This is a genomic window from Nonomuraea sp. AD125B (assembly GCF_041402765.1).
GTDB classification, from domain to species: domain Bacteria; phylum Actinomycetota; class Actinomycetes; order Streptosporangiales; family Streptosporangiaceae; genus Nonomuraea; species Nonomuraea bangladeshensis.
Window position 1 is genome coordinate 31,259 of the sequence record NZ_JBGLOU010000022.1, and the last position, 17,009, is coordinate 48,267.

Genomic DNA, 17,009 nt, shown 5'->3' on the forward strand with positions numbered 1-17,009 from the left:
GGGCGGCCCGGCCCCCCTTACTTCTGCTCCTGCATCGTGGCGGTGACGACGTTCTCCTTGCCGTCACGCAGATACGTGATCCGCACCTGCTGCCCCACCGTGAACCCGCGGACCTGCCCCACGACCGTGTCGCCGCCGTCCACCGGCGTGTCGCCGATCTTCGTGATGAGGTCGCCCTGCTTGAGCCCGGCCTTGGCCGCCGGGCTGCCCTCGGTCACCTGGCGGATCAGCGCGCCGGGCACGTCGCCGGTCGCGTCGGTGACACTCACGCCGAGGAAGGCGTGGCTCACCTTGCCCTTGCTGATGAGCTGCTCCGACACCTTCTTGGCGGTGTTCACCGGGATGGCGAAGCCGAGGTTGACGCCCTGCGCGGAGACCGCGCTGTTGATGCCGATCAGCTCGCCGGCCGCGTTGACCAGGGCGCCGCCGGAGTTGCCCGGGTTGATCGCGGCGTCGGTCTGGATCATGCCGCCGAGCGTGGTCGTCTTGCTCTGCTGCTGCTGCCCCCAGGGGAACTGCTGACCGCCGCCGCCGTCGCCGGCGGTGACCGTACGGTCGAGCGCGCTGACGATGCCGGCGGTCACCGTGCCGTCCAGGCCGAGCGGGCTGCCGAGGGCCAGCACGTCGTCGCCCACCTTGAGCTGGTCGCTGTCCCCGAGCGTGGCCTTGGCCAGGCCCGACACGCCCTCGGCCCGGATCACCGCGAGGTCCGTCGCCGGGTCGGTGCCGACCACCTTGGCCTTGGCCGTCCTGCCGTCGTTGAACTTGACGGTCAGCGCGGTGCCCTGCCCGTCCACGACGTGGTTGTTGGTGAGGATCAGCCCGTCCTCCGACAGCACCACGCCGGAGCCCTCGGCCGACTGGCCCTGGATCATCACCACCGACGGCTGCACCTTCGCCGCCACCTCGGCCACCGTGAGCTGGTCGGCCACGGTACGGAAGACCGGGCTCGCCGCGCTCGCCGTGGCGACGGCGGCCGGGCGGTCGGCCCCGGCCAGGTACGCCCCCACCGCCCCGCCGCCGACCGCCGACGCCCCGAGTGCGGTCACGGCCGCCAGCGCGAGCCCCGCGACGGCCTTGCGGCTCAGCGCGAACACCGTCCTCCGCGACGACGGCGGAGGCGGCGGCGGCAGCGCCGGGCCCACCGGCTCCTTCCTGGGGAACCCGCCCACCGTGGGCGGCGTGTCACCGAACTGGGTCCAGCCACCGGCGGCCTGCTCGCGGGGGTCGTTCGCGTTCATGTCATCTCCTAGCGTCCCGATGACACAAGACTGATCAATGCCCGGTAAGAGCTGGTTAAGGGAAAGATCGGGTCACTTGTCGCGCCCTGACGCCGGCCTTATCGTCGCTGGCCGGGCGTAGGGGGAGGGGCCGGAAATTTGTCGAAATTTCCGGCAAGAGGCACCGCGTCAGCCGGCTTCGAGCACGAAGAACAGAAAGCTCAGGAACCGCAGGCCGGGCCGGTCGCGGAACTGCTCGGGGAACACCTCGCGGGCTTCCGGCACGGCGGGCGGCTCGCTGATGACGCTGATGCGGAAGCCCGCCGCCGTGAAGGCCTCGGTCATCGCGTGCAGCGGCCGGTCCCAGAAGCTCAGCGTGGTGGTCTGCCCGCCCATGACCCATTCTTCGGTCCGGTTACGGGTCTCGAAGTACTTGGGCTTCTCGCCGGCCATCTGCTGCGTGAGCGTGATGACGAAAGGATGGTCGACCGAGACGAGCAACCGGCCGCCGGGCTTCAGCACGCGTCTGATCTCGGCCAGCGTCGGCCCCCAGTCCTCCAGGTAGTGCAGCACCAGGGACGCGATGACGTCGTCGAACGTGTCGTCGGGGAAGGGCAGCGGGCCGGCCAGGTCGACGACCCGCAGGTCCGCGTCGGCGCCGAGCCGCCGCCGGGCCAGCTCCAGCATCCCGGCGCTCGCGTCAACGCCGGTCACGACGGCGCCCCGCTCGCGCAGCGCGGCGAAAAGGGGGCCCGCGCCGCAGCCGGCGTCGAGGATGCGCCGCCCGGCCACGTCCCCGGCGAGCTCCAGCATCGCGGGCCGCTCGTAGTACGCGTTCACGAGGCTCTTCTCGTTCTCGGCCGCGTACCCCTCGGCGATCGGGTCGTAGTCGTAGGAAGTCTCAGCAGACATCCGGCCATTCTGACCCATCGGTCACGAAGCCGCTCAGGCTTCCGTAAGGGTCTTCTCCTGGGCGTTGGCCTGCTGGAGAGCGGCGATCACGGCCTGTTCCACCGTTTCGTGCACGTGCAGCACGGTGTTCGCCTGGGTCAGCTCCATGAACCCGGCGATCTTGGGATGCGGCGCGGCCAGATGCAGCACGCCGCCGTGCTGACGGGCGAAGGCGTGGGTGTTGAGCAGCACCCGCAGCCCCGCGCTGGCGAGGAAGGTGACCTCGCTGAGATCGACGACCACGTGTTCGCCGGGAGCGCGCCGGTGGCGCTGGATGTAGAGGTCGAACGCGCGAGCCGTGGCGGAGTCGATCTCGCCCGCGACGGAGATCACGCACACGCCCGGCAGTTTCTGCACGGCGAACGTGAGATCCAGCATGCAATGCCCACCGATCGGAATTCGAGTGCGAATTCTCAGAGAACATGGACAAGGCGTTGGTTCGCCTTTACCGCACGATAGCCGGGCGCCGCCCTTCTTAGAAGATGCGGCTGTCGAATTCTTACCCTGCCGGAGGGGGCGCGGCGTGCGCTAGCGTAAGGGTTATAATCCTCCTACAACGGTTACCAAGGGAGGCTCATGGACATCCCGATCGCCGGCTACGCCACCGGAGTGGCGGTGGCGAACGACCTGGTCAGCACCTCGCCGACGGTGCGGGGCGCGGCCGGTGACGCGCTGCCCCGCCCGGCCGCGCTGGCGGGCCTCCTGGCCAGGCACGGCCTCGTCCTCGACGCCCCGCCGCCCGACGACGCCGCGCTCCACGAGGTGCACCTGCTGCGCCGCGAGGTCCGCGGCGTCATCGAGACCGAGACCGAGGAGCAGGCCGTGGCCGGGGCCATGGTGCTGGCCGGGCGCGCGGGACGCTCCCCGGTCCTGCGGCGCGACGACGCCGGAGCCTGGCAGTGGCACGTGCCCACCGCGCCGGGCGCGCCCCTGGCCGCCGAGCTGGCCGCCGTGATCGGCATCGGCCTGCTCGGCGCGGTGCGCACGCTCGGCCACTCCCGCTTCCGCCCGTGCGCCGCGCCCGGCTGCCGTGGCGTGTTCGTGGACGTCAGCAGGGGAGGGCGGCGGGCGTACTGCATGCCCGACCGGTGCGGCAACCGGGTCAACGTCGCCGGCCACCGCGCCCGCCTGCGGAGCGCGAGCTGATGGCGGCGCTGGAAGGGGCGATCCGGCTGCCGGACGGCCTCCATGTACGCGGCCGGGGCCTGCGCCACCCGCTCCCGCCGGGCCCGCGGCCCGACTTCGGGCTCTACCTCGGCTCCGACCGGCTCCGCCGCCGCCACGACGCCGCGCTGACCTGGCCGCACGAGTGGCTCGACTGGCCCGACTTCCTGCTGCCGCGCGACCGGGACCTCGCCGTACGCCGCATCGGGGAGTTGCGCGAGCGGGCGCGGGCCGGCCAGGCGGTCGAGGTGGCCTGCGGAGGCGGCGTCGGGCGCACCGGCACCGTGCTCGCCTGCCTGGCGGTGCTGTCCGGCCTCGACCCGGCCGCCGCGCTCGCCTGGACCCGCGAGCACCACCACCCCCGCGCGGTCGAGACCCCCTGGCAGCGCCGGTGGATCGCCCGCTTCCCAAGTGATCGTACGAAAGGCGACCTCATGAAAGGCGACCGCCCGTGACGCACTCCGACGCCGTCATCCGCGCGGCCGTCCCCGCCGACCTGGCGGCCGTGACCGCGATCAACGCCCACTACGTCGCCAACACCGTCATCACCTTCGAGGAGGCCCCGCCCACGGTGGCGGACTGGCAGGCGAGGCTGGCCGACCTGACCGCCCGCGGCTTCCCCTTCCTCGTCGCCGAGGTCGGCGGCGAGGTCGCCGGCTACGCCTACGCGGGACCCTGGCGGCCCAAGCCCGCCTACCGGCACACCGTGGAGGACAGCATCTACCTGGCTCCCGGCCACGTCGGCCGCGGCCTCGGCGGCGCGCTGCTGGCCGCGGTGATCGACGGCGCGACGGCGGCCGGGCTGCGCCGGATGATCGCCGTCATCGCCGACGCGGGCGACGACCGCTCGATCGCCCTGCACCGCAGGCATGGCTTCACCGAGGCGGGCCGGCTGACCGAGGTCGGCTTCAAGCTCGGCCGCTGGGTGGACACGACGCTGATGGAACGCCCGCTGACCTGAGGTTTCTTCGGTGACTGGCGGGTAGCCGGACCCCATCCGAGCGGATGGAGCAGACAGATGCGTTCGTCGTTCCGGTTGGGCCGCGTCGGCGGGGTCGTGGTCGGGCTCAACATCAGCGTGCTGGTGATCGTGGTCATCCTGGTGGCCGGGCTGTCGTTCGGGCAGTTCCCGCTCGCCTTCCCCGGCTACCCCGTGGTGGCGTACGTGCTGGTCGGCGTGGGCACCGCCGTCCTCTTCCTGGCCTCGCTGCTCGCCCACGAGCTGGCGCACGCCCTGGTCGCCCAGCGCAACGGCATCGAGGTGCCGCGGATCACGCTGTGGCTGCTCGGCGGGGTGGCCGAGCTGCGGAGCGAGCCCCGCACCCCGGGCGCCGACCTGCGGATCGCGGTCGTGGGGCCGGTGACCAGCTTCGTGTGCGCGGTGGTGTTCGCGGCGCTGGCGCTGGTGAGCGGCGCCGTGCCGCTGGTGGCCGGCATGTTCGGCTACCTGGCCGCGGTCAACGTGCTGCTCGCCGTCTTCAACCTGGTCCCGGCCGCGCCGCTGGACGGCGGGCGAGTGCTGCGGGCCGCGCTCTGGTCCCGCTGGGGCGACCGGGTACGCGCCGCCGTGGCCGCCGCCCGCGCCGGCCGCGTCTTCGGCTACGTGCTCATCGCGCTCGGCTTCCTCCAGGTCGTCTCGGGGCTGGGCTTCCAGGGGCTGTGGCTCGTCCTCATCGGCCTGTTCCTGGTGAACGCGGCGAGCGCCGAGGAGCAGCAGGCCCAGCTCGGCGCGACGCTGCACGGGGTGACGGTCGGCGAGGTCATGTCGGCCCGGCCCGTCACCGCCTCGCCGGACGAGACCGTCGCCGGGCTCATCGACCGGCTGGTGCTGAGCCGGCGGCTGTCGACGTACCCGCTGGTGGCGGCCGACGGGAGCTTCCTCGGGCTGGTGACGCTCAACCGGCTGCGCCAGGTGCGGCCCGAGGCGCGGGAGACCACCCGGCTCGCCGACATCGCCTGCCCGCCCGACCAGGTGCCGAAGGCGGTCCCCGACGAGCCGCTGCTCGGCCTGCTGCCGCGGATGAACGGCGGCGCCGACGGCCGCGCCGTGGTGCTCGGCCCCTCCGGGCAGCTCGTCGGCCTGCTCACGCCGAGCGACATCAGCCGGGCGATCCAGACCGCCGGCCTGCACCATCACGACCCCTACCCGCACCCGCGCGGCGCCGACCTCGCCGTCCCGCCCCAGCGCCGGCCCGAGCCCGAGCCCGAGCCCAAGCCCGGGGAGCGCGAGCACCGCCGCACCGAGGTCTGAGAGGGGCTACCGCGCGGCGGCAGGCCGGAGGCCTACCGCGCGGCGGCAGGCCGGAGGCGGCGGAAGAACGGGTTGGCCGCCGGGCCGAACATCATGCTCATCGCCCCGAGCACCGCCGCCAGGTGGATGACCCGGCTGAAAGTGAACAACAGGGTCATGAGGTCGGCGTCGCCGAAGAACTCCACGACCGAGTTCCCCGCCAGCAACCACTGGATCGGCTCGATCACCAGCGACAACGTGCCGAAGACCCCCAGGGACAGCGCGAGCGACACCCGCGCCCAGTTGTGGCCCTGGCTCAGCCGTACGGCCAGGAAGATCGCGGCAGCGAAGATCGTCAGACGCAGTCCGAGGCCACCGGCCAGCGAGGCGAACGAGGCCGTCCCCGCGGCGATCATGCCCGACACGGCCAGGGCCGCCTCGAACACACCGGCTCCGACGGCGACGAACCAGAGTGCCGAGGCGGTCTTGACCGAGGCGGGGGCGGCGAGCGGCGGTGTGGTCATGAGGTTCTCCCAGAGGGGCGGGTGACGAGCGGTACCAGAAGCAGTTTCCGCCGCCATGAGGGTCCTGTTCATGCCCGCGCACACCCGAGCCGCAGGTGGGGACAGCCCTACCGCCGGCCGTCCTGCCCCTCCGGCGGACGCCGCCGGTCAGGGCCGTCGCGCGCCGAGTGCCGCCACGGCGGAGGACGGGAGCGGCAGCACCGCGTGGATCCGGTAACCGCCGTCCTCGTGGAGCCCTGCGTCCATGGCGCCGCGGAAGAGCGCCACCCGCTCCCTGATCCCGGTCAGCCCGTCACCGCCCGGCGGCGGCAGCGGGCCGGGCCGGCCGTCGCGCGGCCACTCTCCGGTGATCTCCAGGCGCAGCTCGGCCTCGCCGTGCGTGATCCTGACCAGGGCCTGCGTGGGGCCGGGGTGCTTGAGCACGTTCGCGAGCGCGTCCTGGGCGATGCGGTAGGCGGACAGGTCCAGGCCCGCGGGCAGGGGCCGGGGCGTGCCGTCGATCCGCAGCGCCACGTCCAGACCCGCCGAGCGCAGGTGCGCGACCAGCTCGGCGAGCCGGTCGAGGGTGGGCTGGGGGGCCGTCTCGCCGGTGTCGGGGTCCGTGCGCAGCAGGTCCAGCGTGCGGTGCAGCTCCTCCACCGCGCCGCGCCCGGTCTCCTCGATCAGGGCCAGCGCCTCGCGCTCCTGCCTCAGCTCCCTGGGCAGGAGCAGCCGTACGCCGCCGGCCTGGAGCACCATGACGCTGACGTTGTGGGCGACGAGGTCGTACAGCTCGCGGGCGATCCTGGCGCGCTCCCGCGCCACCGCCACCACGTCGGGGGACTCGGGAGCGGCCGGCGGCTCGCCGGGGGAGCGCCGGCGGCGGACCGTGACGCCCGCCATCCCGGCGACGAGGGCCAGCGCGCCCGCGACCAGGTGCTCACCGACCGCCGCAGGCTCGGCGAGCACCTGCGCCGACAGGAACAGCGCGCTCATCCCGATCCCGGCCAGTCCCCGCGCGCCGGTCGCCGGGGCCTGGCTGAGTACGGTGAACAGCAGCAGCAGCGCGGCGTGCCACTGCCAGGCCCCCGGGGGCCGACCGGCCAGCAGGTACGCCGCCAGACTGATCCCCGTGAACACGCCCATCACCGTGACCGGCCGGCGCCGCCGCACCAGCACCAGGGCCGCGGCCGGCACCGCCGCCACCGCCCAGAGCCCGGGGACCGCCCCGCCGGCGGCCCGCAGCTCCTCGGCGAGCGCGAGCAGGCCGATCAGCGCGGCCGGCAGCCAGTCGATCGGCTCCGGCCACGTCGTCGTGCGGGGATCACGGGAAGCGTCGGCCATGAAGCGGAGCCTAGGGAGCGGAAGGAGGGGCGGTCATCAGCCCAGCGCCGCACGCGGGGTCCACCTCCGGGGTGATTCCCGGCGGTCGCGGGCCCGCTGAACCGCCGCCGCCCGGCTTCCGTACCTCGGGGTGAGAACGCCGAGCGGGGAGGTCGGGACGTTGCGGCACCGGATCACGAGCGCGGCCGGCGGGCTGCTGCTGTCGATGGCCATGATCGCCGGCCCCGCGGACGCGCACGGCGCGCTGGAGAGCCCGCTCAGCAGGGCCGCGGCCTGCGGCGGGACGGACACGTACGCGGCCTGCCGGGCCGCCGCCAAGGTCGCGGGCTCGGCCCTGCCCGGCGAATGGGACAACCTCAGGGTGGCCAACGTCGCGGGCAGGGACCGCCGGGTCATCCCGGACGGCAAGCTGTGCAGCGGCGGCCTGCCGGGCTTCCGCGGGCTGGACCTGGCCCGCAAGGACTGGCCGGCCACCAAGCTGCGGCCCGGCGCCGGCTTCACCTTCCGCTACCGGGGCACGATTCCGCACAAGGGCACCTTCCGCCTGTACGTCACGAAGCCCGGCTACGATCCGGCCGAGCCGCTGCGCTGGTCGTCCCTGGAACGCGAGCCGTTCCTCACGGTCAAGGACCCGAAGCTCGCCGACGGTTCGTACGCCTTCAAAGGCCGGCTCCCCACCGGCAGGACCGGACGCCACCTGATCTACACGATCTGGCAGAACTCCGACACACCGGACACCTACTACTCCTGCTCCGACGTCGTCTTCACCGCCGCCGCCCGCAAGGGCAACGCTCCCGCGCTCCAGCCGCCGGCCCAGGGCCCGGCCGCGCCGGTCGGCGTCCCGTGGCAGCTCGGCGTGGGCGTCCTGCTGACCGCAGGAGTGGGAACGGCCGCCTTCGTGGGTCTCCGGGCGGGCCGCCGCAGGTGACCGGGGGCTACCAGGATTGCGCTCGCCGCACGTTGTATTAACTTAGGCTTGCCTTAGTCGTACGACGTTGGGAGGCGACCATCAGCCGCGCGCAGCACGCCCTCTACGGCCCGGCCATCACCTCCGCCCTCGCCGCGCTGCCCGCCCGCCCCGCGCCCGCCGACCTGGACGCGCTCCTGGCGGCGGGCGGGCCGGTGCTGACGGAGTCGGACGGCCAGACCGAGGTGACGTTCGTGACCACCGGGGGCCGGGCCCCGCTGTCGCTCTGGATCCAGGGCGTCCGCCAGGCGCTCCCGCAGCGGATGCGCCGCCTCGGCGCCGACGGCCGGGGCCGCCAGGTGTGGGCCTACGGCGCCCGTTTCCCGTCCGACAGCACGCTCACCTACTGCTACGTCGAGCGCGACCCGCTCGCCAGGCTCGGCCCGGTCCGCCGGGCCCGGCTGGCCGCCTCGGCCGGCGCCCGCGACGAGCTGATCGAGACCCTGCTGTCGCGCTCCTTCCCCGACCCGGCCGCCCCGCGCCGGGTGCCGAACGTGCTCGGCCTGCTCGGCGGGCAGAAGGCGCCGATCCCCGCGACGGTCAGCGACTGGGTCACGCCGCTGGCCCTGCCCGGCGCGCCCGGCCAGGACTGGCGGCACCGCCCGGTGCGCCTCGGCCGCCTGGTGACCGAGCGCCCGGGGGCCGGCCCGCTGGCCCGCCCGGTCACCGTCTACCGCCCGCCGTGCCGCGGCGAGGTCCGTGACCTGCCGCTGGTGGTGGTCTTCGACGGCGAGGCGTTCGCCTGGCTGGCCGGCGAGCTGGACGAGGCCATCGCGCGGGGCCGGATGCCCGCCTTCCTCGTCGCCTACGTCCACAACCTGTCCAGGCGGCGGCGGGTCGAGGAGCTGTCCGGCGACCCCGGCTTCGTCGCGGCGCTCGTGTCGGAGATCGTGCCCTGGCTGCGGGCCCGGCACCACGCCGCGGCCGACCCGGCCCGGGTGATCGTGGCGGGGGCCGGCCTCGGCGGGCTGGCCGCCGCCCGCCTGGCGCACCAGCGTCCCGACCTGTTCGGCGCGGCGCTGGTGATGTCCGGCTCGCTCTGGTGGGAGCCGCGCGGGCGCGCCGGCCGTCCGGCCGGGCTCGATTTGCTGGCCCGCCTGGCCCGCGAGCGCCGCCACCGCTGGCCGATCCGCCTGTGGATGAGCTACGGCACGCTGGAGGCCGACGTCGGCGACCGCCGGCTGACCCTGCTCGGCGCCGTCGAGCGCTTCGCCCGCGCGGCCCGGCCGCACGTGGACGAGCTCACGGTGCGGGAGTTCCCCGCCGGTCACGACACGCCGTGCTGGCGGCTGGCGCTCCGCGACGGGCTGCGCCATCTCACGGCCCGCTGGAGGTCCTTCTAGACTCCCTGGAATGACCGTGATCGACGAACAGGGCCGTCCTGAGCCCCCCATCGCCGCCGGCGAGACCGCCACCCTCCTCGGCTACCTCGACTACCAGCGCGCCACCTTCAACTGGAAGTGCTCGGGCCTGGACGAGGCCGGCCTGCGGGCCACCGTCGGCGTCTCGTCGATGACCATCGGCGGGCTGCTCAAGCACATGTCGTACGTGGAGGACCACTGGTTCAACCGCTCGCTGCACGGCAACGAGCCGCACCCGCCGTGGGACACCGTGGACTGGGCGGCCGACCGCGACTGGGACTGGAACTCGGCCGCCGCCGACTCCCCGGAGCAGCTGCACGCGCTGTGGCAGGGCTTCGTGGCCCGCTCCCGCGAGCTGACCGAGAAAGCCCTGGCCGACGGCGGCATGGACCGCCTGGCCAAGCGGGGCTGGTCCGACGGCACGACCCCGTCGCTCCGCTGGATCATCTGTCACATGATCGAGGAGTACGCCCGGCACAACGGCCACGCCGACCTCATCCGCGAGTCCGTGGACGGCCTCACCGGCGAGTGACGGGAGGGTCAGAGCAGCTGGTCGTGCCGGGCGTCGGCCTCCTGGCGGACCGCGACGATGAAGGCGCGGCGCAGCTTCTGCCGGCGCGGGCCCTGCAGGCTCAGGCCGCCGCCCGGCTGGTGGGAGCGTACGTGCCGCTCGTAGAAGCGCCAGCAGCTCTGGATGCCGTGCAGCAGGTTCTCCAGCAGGTCGGGGGCGGGACGGCCGGGGTCGAGCGGGGTCAGGGGCAGGTGCACGGTGTCGGCGCCGACGGCGAGCTCGGGATGCTCGGCGTGGACCTCGCCGATGAGGCGTTCGGCCGCGTTGATGCGGTGGCGGGCCTCGATGATGCCGAGCAGGTGCCCCTCGCCGACGTGCAGGGCGTTGCGTACCAGGGTCATGACGACCTGACGCGGGCGCACGCCCGCCCCGAGCCCGCTGACGACCTCGGTCAGGCTCTCGAACGCGAGCGGCTTGAACCGCTGGTCGGCGGCGGCCACGATCTGCGCGGGATGGGCGTGCGTGAGCCGGGAGGCGGCGGCGACCGCGGCGTGCAGCCAGTGGGCGGCGGCGATGGCCGCCGCGGTGGGGTCGAGCCGGGTGAACAGCGCGTCGCAGCCGAACGGGTGCCGGCGCAGCAGCCGGTCGGCCTGGACCACCTGCAGCGGTGAGGCGTCCTCGCGGCTGAGGGCGACGGCCTGCCCGGCCCGCTGCGACAGGTCGCCCAGCTCGGCCCGCTGGACCGCGTCGAGCTCGGCGGTGACCTCGTCGGCGACCTGGGTGGTCAGGTCGGGCCGGCCGAGGAAGGCCAGGGTGCGGCCGACGGTGTGGGCGGCCTCCTGGACCCTGGTGCCGATCTCCGCCCAGGCGGTCCGGTCGGCGGAGACGATGAAGTCATGGACCGTTCCGAAGGCGTCGCGCTCCTGCTGCCGCTGCCGGCCGAGGCTGCCGGGCCCGTAGTGGTCGGCGACGCTGGCGGGGTGGGTGTAGCAGCGCCAGCAGGCCTGTGAGAGCTGGGTGAGCCCCGCGGACAGCCGCAGCAGCTCGTGGTGGGGGAGGAGGGAAGGTAGGTCGGCCACGGTGGTGGCGGTCTCGCCGATGCCGGTGCTCCATTGAGCGATGAGCGCGCCGCGGGCGCGGTCGATGGCGTACCGAGTCACAGAGACTCCTTCGACGGGGGGTCTGAGCGGGCGAGGGCCGTGCTCAGTGAGCGTGGGCGCGGTGGTGGGCGGCCACGTGCAGAATGCTAATGAGGACCCCGGTCGGCGCGGAGGATTTTTTCCTACGGCGCGCATTCCTGGCGGCGGCTTAATAACCGATAAAATGGCATTTGCGGTGCTCGGCGGGGTGGATATTTTGCTACCACGAATGCCGCCCGGCGGCTGAACGGCCGGGCGGCGTCCGCGTTTCGCGAGGGATTCACCGGGACTCAGGGAGCCGGATAGTCCGTGACGTAGACCGGCGATCCCGTCCTCGTGGCGTCGGCCGCCTCGCCCACGCCGTTGACGACGTGGTCGATCGTCCCGGCGCTGAGGTTGACGGTCATGATGTGGTGCAGCCGGACGCCGGGGGTGCGCGGCACCTCGAAGCCGTTCTCGGTGTGGATGTCGGGGTTGTTCTGGTTGAAGACGTAGACGCCGGCCCCGTACAGGCGGTGCGTCCGCACCCGGTCGCCCACCTTGTAGCCGGCCCAGCCCTTGACCTTCCCGTTCATCCAGTCGGCCTGGGTGGGCGGGTCGTACGGCAGCTCGTTCTGGTAGAGGATCGTGGTGCCCGCCTCGCCGTTCCAGACCGTGTTGTACTGCTGGAAGTGCTCGACGAACAGGCCCGTCGCGGTCACCCGGTCGCCGTTGACGACCGCGCCGGTGCGGCCGAGGTTCGTGTTCCAGCGCTGGGTGTCGGTCAGGCCCTCCACGCCGTGGTCGGCGCGCCACACCCACGTGTGGTCGATCAGCACGTCGTCGCTGTTGACCTCCAGGGCGACGTCCGTGCTGCCGACGTGCGGGCCGCCGACCCGGAAGTACACGTCGGACAGCGTCGTCGGGTTGCCGGGCGAGCTGTGGCCCCGGCCGTTCCGCTTGCCGACCCGCAGCAGGACGGGCGACTTCCGCTCGCCCGCGTCGATGGTCACGCCGGCCACGATCACGCCGGGGACGTCGGCGACGTCGATGGGGGTCGAGCCGCCCGCCGCGGTGAGCGTGGCGTGCCCGAGGCCGAGCACGACGGTGTCGGGGCGCTTGACCTCGATGGAGCGCGGGATGTCGTACACGCCGGGCGTGAGCAGCAGGTGCTTGCCGCGGGCGAGCTGGCTGTTGATGACCTGCACCGGGTCCGACGGCCGGGCCACGAAGAAGTCGCCGATCGGGATCGTCCGGCCGGGCGTCAGGCCGCCGGCCCAGGAGACGCCGCGGGTGTTCCTGCGGGCGGCCGGAACGCGCACCTGGTAGCGGCCGCGCGCGTCGGTGTAGAGGAACGGCTTCTCCCTGCTGACCGGGGTGGTGTCGAGCGTCGTGTACGGCGGGTCGGGGAACGCCGACTCCGCGGGCGCGCCGACGACGCCGGAGAAGACCTGGTTCCAGACCGCGTTGGACCAGCCGGCGACCTCGCTGTCACGGGTCAGCCACTGCTGCTGGGAGCCGTTCGTGACAGCGGGCAGCCGGGAGTCGGCGATGAAGCCGCCGCTCGCGTACTGGGGGCCGGCCGTGCAGTAGTCCATGAGCGACAGGGTGCCGCCGGTGACGTCGAGCCGGCGCAGGGAGACCGCCTGGGAGACGGCCCAGAAGTTCGCCGAGGACCGGCAGCCGTCCTGGCCGGTCGCGTTGATGTTGATGGACAGGTTGGAGAGGGTGCGCCAGAAGTTGACGAGGGCCAGGCAGTTGGCGGTGCCGCCGTCGGCGAGGCAGCGGTTGTAGACCTCGACCTTGCCGTTGATGACGACGTCCGTGGGGGAGGCGCCGAGGCCGGCGATCTCGGTGTAGTAGCCCACCTTGATCTGGAGGGGGTGCTCGGCGGTGCCGTACGTGCCCGGCTTGAACAGGTAGGCGTGCCTGGCGGTGCCCATCTCGGCGTCGACCTGGGCGGCGTGCGCCGCGTCGAGGGTGGCCTGGATGTCGGCGACCGGCATGCCCGGGTCGAAGACGGTGACGTTGGGGCCGAGGTCGGGCGCGCCGCCGCCGTGCGGTGCCGCGCTCGCGGGCAGGCCGGTGGCCCCGGCCGTCATGACGGCGGTGGCCAGCACGACGCCTAAGGCGATCGCCCGGCCGGCACGCCGGCGCCCGTCAGGTTGCTGGATCGTCATACGTGAAGTCCTTTCGACGGGCGGCCTGCCGCTGCGAGAGAGCGCTCTCTCGGGTTGTTTGTACCGTGCCGCCCGTCCCGTTCACAAGGGCGCGTAGGGGCCGTGAGGGCGCGGAAAACAGGGGTTGGCGGCGACCTCAAGATCGTGTTGTCTGGAGGCACCCCGAGATCGCGAGGATCAGCCGATGCCCCAGCCGAGAGCCGCCCTGCCCGCGCTCGCCGCGGCCGTGCTCGTGTCCGCCCTGGTGACCGCCGCTCCGGCCGGCGCATCGGCGGATCAGTCTCTGACCTCGGCGGTCTTCGGCGCCACGCACAACAGCTACTCGGGCGACCTCGACGGCGCCAGGGGCTCGATCGTCCGCCAGCTCGACGAGGGCGTGCGCTTCATCGAGTTGGACATCCACGACAACGGCTACGCGAGCGCCCGCGACTACGCGATCGGCCACGACTCGCCCGGCGACGCCGTGGACCACACGGGCAACCCCGCCTCGAACCTCCTGCGCGACTGGCTCACCGCGATCAACGCCTGGTCGGCGGCCCATCCTGCCGCCGCGCCCATCACCGTCGCGCTCGACATCAAGGACGACCTGACCGACAACACCTCCTACGCCGCGGGCAACCTCGCCGCGCTCAACCAGGAGCTCACCGCCGTCTTCGGCGACCGGCTGCTGCGCGCGTCGGACTACCCGGCCGCCACGCCGACGGTGGACGCCTTACGCGGCCGGGTGCTCGTGCTGCTGTCCGGCAACGGGCGGACACGCACGCTCTACAAGCGCGACGCCGGCACGAGCCCCGCCGTCGCCATGAACGCCCGCGGCCAGGTCGTCGAGGTGCACGACTCGGGGTCGGGCGACCTGTGGTACTGGAGCGGCACGTACGGCCCCGACGGCACGGTGACCTGGCTGCGCCACGGCCGCTACGACAGCGGCGTGACCCCGGCCGTGGCGCTCAACGACGCCGGCGACCTGGTCGAGGTCCACCAGTCCCAGAGCGCGACCACGCTGTGGTACCGCGTCGGCCGCCTCGCCGCCGACGGCGAGATCACCTGGTCGGCGAGCCACCAGTACGACAACGGCGTCCTGCCCACCGTCCGCTTCACCGACGCGGCGGGCACCCGGCTGCAGGAGATCCACCGCAGCCAGAGCAACAGCCAGAACTGGACCTGGACCGGCGCCCTCGACGCCGCCGCGCGCACGGTCGCCTGGACCGGCAACGCGAAGACCGCCGACGCCCGCCCCGACAAGACCACCGCGGTCAGCGGCACGTCCCGGGTGCGCGTCTGGACCGGCGCCGACGGCCCGACCCCTGCCACGACCCTGCGCGTGGACACCGACCGGCGCGCCGGCGAGCGCGTCCGCTACCCGCAGGTCGCCTTCACCGAGTTCCAGCAGGGTGACAGCGCCGAGCTCCAGCAGGACGCGCTCTACTACGCCGCCCCCGCCACGCAGTCGTCGTTCATCGTCTCCGCCCGGCAGGCGGGGCGGCTGGCCCGTGGCTGGGACTTCGATTCGGCGTCCCGGGCGACCGACCCGCTCGCCAACTACCCGGCGACGAACCGCCCGTACGACACGTGGTACCGCACCCTGCTCACGCAGGCGGGGGCCGTTCGCTGAACAGGGTTCGGCATGTTTCACCTGGGTGAAATTATCTGAACAGCCTTGTCCTGTATGCCCGCTTACCGGTAGAACAGCAGGCAACCAGCAGGGCTTTTGCCGGTGAACCGGCTTCGTGATGCGTTCATGAACGGAACGCCTGGCTGAACATGCCGTCCCTTCCGTCCCCCAGGAGGACACATGGCCGGATTCCCGCGCCTGGACGCCGCCACGTCTTCGCCGCTGTCGCGCAGGTCGGCGCTGCGCCTCGGGGGCAGCGTGGCGCTGCTGTTCGCGGCCGGCTGCGCCGCCGGGACCAAGGCGGGCGGCGAGCCCCAGCCGTCGGCGTCCGGCGGGACCGGCGCATCCGGTGGAACGCTCCGCATCGCCGTGAGCAGCTACATCAGCAGCTGGGACCAGGACTTCGTGGGCTTCGACCTCACCGCGTTGATGCTCTACAAGAACGTCTTCCCGTACCTGATCGACTACGGCGTCAAGGACGTCGGCGGGTCGCAGATCCTCGACAGCGAGAACATCGCCCCCACCTTCGCCGAGTCCTTCGAGCCCGACGCCGACAACAAGGTCTGGACGCTCAAGCTGCGCAAGGGCGTGAAGTTCGCCAGCGGCAACGAGATGACCGCCGCCGACGTCAAGTGGTCGAAGGACCGCGCGTTCGCCGCCCAGGCCAACGTCGCCGGCGTCTACCGGCTGATCGGGCTCACCAAGGCCGACCAGGTCAAGGTCGTGGACGACTACACCGTGGAGTTCCACCAGGCGTTCCCGAGCGCGCTCACCCGCCAGATCCAGGCCATCTCCCTCTACGTCTTCGACTCGGCCGAGGCCAAGAAGCACGCCACCGACGCCGACCCCTGGGCCAAGGAGTGGTTCGCCAAGAACCCGCCGACGGGCGGCTACTTCAACGTCGCCAAGGCCGTCCAGGGCCAGGAGATCGAGCTCGCCGCGAACACCGGCTACCCCGGCCCCGACCCGGCCAAGCTGAGCACGATCCGGCTCACCGTGGTCCCCGCCGCCGCCAACCAGCGCCTGCAGCTCCAGGCCGGCGACGTGGACCTCGCCCTCGGCATGAGCCGGCGCGACATCGCCGACCTCAAGGACGCCGAGGGCATCAAGGTCATCTCGGCGCCGAGCAACAACCAGGTCGCCATCCAGATGTCGGTCACCTCCGCGCCCTTCGACGACGTCAAGGTCCGCCGGGCGCTGGCCTGCGCAGTGCCGTACGAGCAGATCATCGCCAACGTCTACGGCGGCGACGCCCGCCCTGCGAAGAGCCTGGTGCCGCTGGACATGCCGGGCTACGCCGAGACCGGCTACCCCTACGCCTACGACCTGGACAAGGCCAAGTCCCTGCTGGCCGAGGCCGGCAAGCCGGCGATCAGCTCCGAGCTGGTCTTCGAGGCCGACAACGGCGAGCAGCAGCAGATCGCCGTGCTCGTGCAGAGCGAGGCGAGGAAGGCCGGCATCGAGCTCAAGCTCGTCCCGCTGGACCCGGCCACGCTCGGCGAGCGCCGGGGCAAGAAGAACATCCCGCTGCAGCTCACGGCCGGGCAGCTCTGGGTCAACGACGTCGAGTACATGCTGGGTACCAGCTTCACCAAGGGCGCCAGCCTCAACTACTCCAACTACGTCAACGACGAGATCGAGGAGATCTTCGACAAGTCGCACACCACGGTCGAGGACGCCGACCGGCTCAAGCTGTGGGCCCGGGTGCAGGAGATCCTCGCCGAGGACGTGCCCTGGGCGATCATCTGCCAGCCGAACTTCACCCTCCCCGTGCGGGAGAAGGTCGCCGGCTGGGTGCAGCCCATGGACGGCCTGGCCCGCCTGCGCTACCTGAGCGGGGTCTGACCC

At 72.8% G+C, this 17,009-nt stretch carries 16 protein-coding genes; 9 read left to right on the plus strand and 7 right to left on the minus strand.

The genetic code is table 11. The features are described from left to right. Window positions 1-17: 17 nt before the first annotated feature. The 3 genes from ACBR40_RS41180 to ACBR40_RS41190 form a co-directional block, all read right to left on the minus strand. Entirely contained in the window at window positions 18-1,241 is a 1,224-nt protein-coding gene (locus ACBR40_RS41180; protein ID WP_371252214.1) for a S1C family serine protease, read from the minus strand. A 168-nt stretch (window positions 1,242-1,409) separates the two neighbouring features. Then, window positions 1,410-2,132 (minus strand): class I SAM-dependent methyltransferase, encoded by a 723-nt coding sequence (locus tag ACBR40_RS41185; protein WP_371252215.1) that lies wholly within the window; start codon window positions 2,130-2,132, stop codon window positions 1,410-1,412. A gap of 33 nt (window positions 2,133-2,165) precedes the next feature. Beyond that, on the minus strand, window positions 2,166-2,549 hold the full coding sequence (locus tag ACBR40_RS41190) for an STAS domain-containing protein (RefSeq protein WP_344213279.1): 384 nt from the start codon (window positions 2,547-2,549) through the stop codon (window positions 2,166-2,168). A 198-nt stretch (window positions 2,550-2,747) separates the two neighbouring features. Between ACBR40_RS41190 and ACBR40_RS41195 the strand changes: the two genes are divergently transcribed. From ACBR40_RS41195 to ACBR40_RS41210, 4 genes are read left to right on the plus strand one after another with little or no spacing between them, the layout of a single operon-like run. After that, on the plus strand, window positions 2,748-3,317 hold the full coding sequence (locus ACBR40_RS41195; RefSeq protein ID WP_371252216.1) for a CGNR zinc finger domain-containing protein: 570 nt from the start codon (window positions 2,748-2,750) through the stop codon (window positions 3,315-3,317). Continuing rightward, entirely contained in the window at window positions 3,317-3,790 is a 474-nt protein-coding gene (locus ACBR40_RS41200; protein ID WP_344213275.1) for a protein-tyrosine phosphatase family protein, read from the plus strand. Before ACBR40_RS41195 ends, ACBR40_RS41200 begins: the two co-directional genes overlap by 1 nt. Then, a complete protein-coding gene (locus ACBR40_RS41205; RefSeq protein WP_371252217.1) occupies window positions 3,787-4,296 on the plus strand; it encodes an N-acetyltransferase family protein in 510 nt (169 codons plus the stop codon). Before ACBR40_RS41200 ends, ACBR40_RS41205 begins: the two co-directional genes overlap by 4 nt. Window positions 4,297-4,353: 57 nt before the next feature. Further along, window positions 4,354-5,586, plus strand: a complete 1,233-nt coding sequence (locus ACBR40_RS41210) for a site-2 protease family protein (RefSeq protein WP_371252219.1) — start codon at window positions 4,354-4,356, stop codon at window positions 5,584-5,586. Window positions 5,587-5,618: 32 nt separating this feature from the next. Here ACBR40_RS41210 and ACBR40_RS41215 read toward each other — a convergent pair whose 3' ends face one another. Both ACBR40_RS41215 and ACBR40_RS41220 read right to left on the minus strand, forming a co-directional pair. Next, the gene (locus ACBR40_RS41215) at window positions 5,619-6,089 is read right to left on the minus strand and encodes a hypothetical protein (protein WP_371252220.1); all 471 of its coding nucleotides are present in this window, start codon (window positions 6,087-6,089) and stop codon (window positions 5,619-5,621) included. Between the two features lie 147 nt (window positions 6,090-6,236). After that, on the minus strand, window positions 6,237-7,412 hold the full coding sequence (locus ACBR40_RS41220) for a sensor histidine kinase (RefSeq protein ID WP_371252221.1): 1,176 nt from the start codon (window positions 7,410-7,412) through the stop codon (window positions 6,237-6,239). A gap of 130 nt (window positions 7,413-7,542) precedes the next feature. Here ACBR40_RS41220 and ACBR40_RS41225 point away from each other — a divergent pair, with 130 nt between their 5' ends. From ACBR40_RS41225 to ACBR40_RS41235, 3 genes are all read left to right on the plus strand, one after another. Beyond that, window positions 7,543-8,340 (plus strand): lytic polysaccharide monooxygenase, encoded by a 798-nt coding sequence (locus ACBR40_RS41225; protein WP_371252222.1) that lies wholly within the window; start codon window positions 7,543-7,545, stop codon window positions 8,338-8,340. Window positions 8,341-8,534: 194 nt separating this feature from the next. Beyond that, entirely contained in the window at window positions 8,535-9,722 is a 1,188-nt protein-coding gene (locus ACBR40_RS41230; protein WP_371252223.1) for an alpha/beta hydrolase, read from the plus strand. A gap of 10 nt (window positions 9,723-9,732) precedes the next feature. Then, window positions 9,733-10,272: a DinB family protein gene (locus ACBR40_RS41235; protein ID WP_344213261.1), complete on the plus strand. Its 540-nt coding sequence runs from the start codon at window positions 9,733-9,735 to the stop codon at window positions 10,270-10,272. An 8-nt stretch (window positions 10,273-10,280) separates the two neighbouring features. Here the strand turns inward: ACBR40_RS41235 and ACBR40_RS41240 are convergent, their stop codons facing one another. Both ACBR40_RS41240 and ACBR40_RS41245 read right to left on the minus strand, forming a co-directional pair. Continuing rightward, a complete protein-coding gene (locus tag ACBR40_RS41240; RefSeq protein WP_344213259.1) occupies window positions 10,281-11,411 on the minus strand; it encodes a hypothetical protein in 1,131 nt (376 codons plus the stop codon). Between the two features lie 269 nt (window positions 11,412-11,680). Then, window positions 11,681-13,549: an adenylyl cyclase gene (locus ACBR40_RS41245; protein ID WP_371252224.1), complete on the minus strand. Its 1,869-nt coding sequence runs from the start codon at window positions 13,547-13,549 to the stop codon at window positions 11,681-11,683. A 184-nt stretch (window positions 13,550-13,733) separates the two neighbouring features. Here ACBR40_RS41245 and ACBR40_RS41250 point away from each other — a divergent pair, with 184 nt between their 5' ends. Together ACBR40_RS41250 and ACBR40_RS41255 are read left to right on the plus strand one after the other, a co-directional pair. Then, window positions 13,734-15,161: a hypothetical protein gene (locus tag ACBR40_RS41250; protein WP_371252225.1), complete on the plus strand. Its 1,428-nt coding sequence runs from the start codon at window positions 13,734-13,736 to the stop codon at window positions 15,159-15,161. 180 nt (window positions 15,162-15,341) lie between these two features. Then, on the plus strand, window positions 15,342-17,006 hold the full coding sequence (locus ACBR40_RS41255) for an ABC transporter substrate-binding protein (RefSeq protein WP_371252226.1): 1,665 nt from the start codon (window positions 15,342-15,344) through the stop codon (window positions 17,004-17,006). Window positions 17,007-17,009 lie beyond the last annotated feature (3 nt).